Here is a 1,491-nt window from a genome sequence, read left to right as displayed (position 1 = left end):
AAGTCGGCTCCTTGTATTTTTGCTTTTTGCATCGCAATAGCTGAATCAACATTAGAAACAATCACCAATTTACCGAAGTGTTGAGCCAACTCAATCAGTGATCGCTCAGTCTCTTCTAACTCTTGCGAAGACTGCAAAGTATTCGCTGCCATCGTCACCGAATCAATCGGTAACAACTCCACTAAGTCGGGCGAGCATTGCTTAGTTCCATATCCAGCCAGACTAAATTTCACCCCTAAGTTCTGAAGATCCATCATTAAATCAGCTACTAAATAAGGATTAGACACACTGTCTAGGTCATATATCTCAAACCACAAATCATCTGCGGCTATATGCCCCTTCATCAATACCTTCTGCAAAGACTGACTAAAATTCTCATCAAAAAATGCTGAGCTATGTATTGGAATTCTGCCAACACCTATATCATTTTGATTTAAGCGAGCATCGATGTAGTTCAACCACCAGGAGTTAATGCTCACTCCTTCGTCTTTGTTTACTGCTAGATAGTTACTGTCCGCATCCGGCTCGATACAGCTCAACGCTAAATGGTCTGAAATAGGATTGTTCGAAAGGTTTTTAACAGGCTGTGCCATCACCTGGAAATACGACAAATCATCAATCGCAAATCGAGAAGATGCGCTTTCTGTTTGAGAAAGTTCAACCTGAACATCGCCAGATACTTTACGATCAATCTTCCTTAGGCTCTGCTCAGCACTCGATAACAAGCTGCGCTCATTATGAAAACCTAGATAGCCCCGCACCTCACTCGACAACACAACAAACGGCGTATCAAATTCGACACCAATCTGTGCTGTACGCCCCGCAATCTCTTTTGCTTGTGCAATTTGTTCATTCAGGGTTTTACCAGAAATAAATATCGCAAAGTCATAGCGATTTAGACGTGCGACCGATGCTTGGTCTGCCTCAAAATTACGAAGAACCTCGCCAATCGCCTCTACGGCTTTATTCTCTAAACTCTCGGGTAATTCACCCAACAGACAACGAATTAGCATCATCGCACACGGGGAAGTTCTCTCTCCGCTTTGCATTCGGCGACGAACATTCCCTCTAAATTCATCTTCAGTTTGAAGGCCTGTTAGTTGATCTGTCGATGCGCCTAACGCAAGTCTCTCGTAAACATCCTTAACCATATCATCGAGCCCCTGTTTAACGAGAGACTGATCATAATTAGGGTCAGGAGTAATCGATTGGAGCTTTAGATATTCCGACAATTTCAAAAGCCCAAGTTCTATAACTTTTAAACCTTGGTGATTCACAAAAACAAATTTGCTATATCCTTTCGCAATCCAGACTAAACGAATGAATTGAATCGACTCACCATCCTTGTCAAACCTCATCCAAGCATTTAGGGGGATAGATTTCGCACGCTTAATCCACGGAACCAAGCGTTCTGATTTTTCTTTGTTGGTATTCTCTCGATCGGCTTTCTTAATATCGCTCACGAGTGGCAAGGTCTGTCCAGGAATCATC

1 protein-coding gene is annotated in these 1,491 nt (G+C 42.7%); it reads right to left on the bottom strand.

The genetic code is table 11. The annotated features are described in order from the left end of the window. Window positions 1–1,491, bottom strand: a 1,491-nt coding sequence (locus A3762_RS02550; RefSeq protein WP_156493156.1) for a DUF1631 family protein, incomplete at both ends; no start/stop codon positions are given.

It is taken from the genome of Oleiphilus sp. HI0125 (assembly GCF_001635355.1).
Note: the sequence above shows the minus strand (reverse complement) of the source record. Positions and strands in the feature narration are given on the sequence as shown.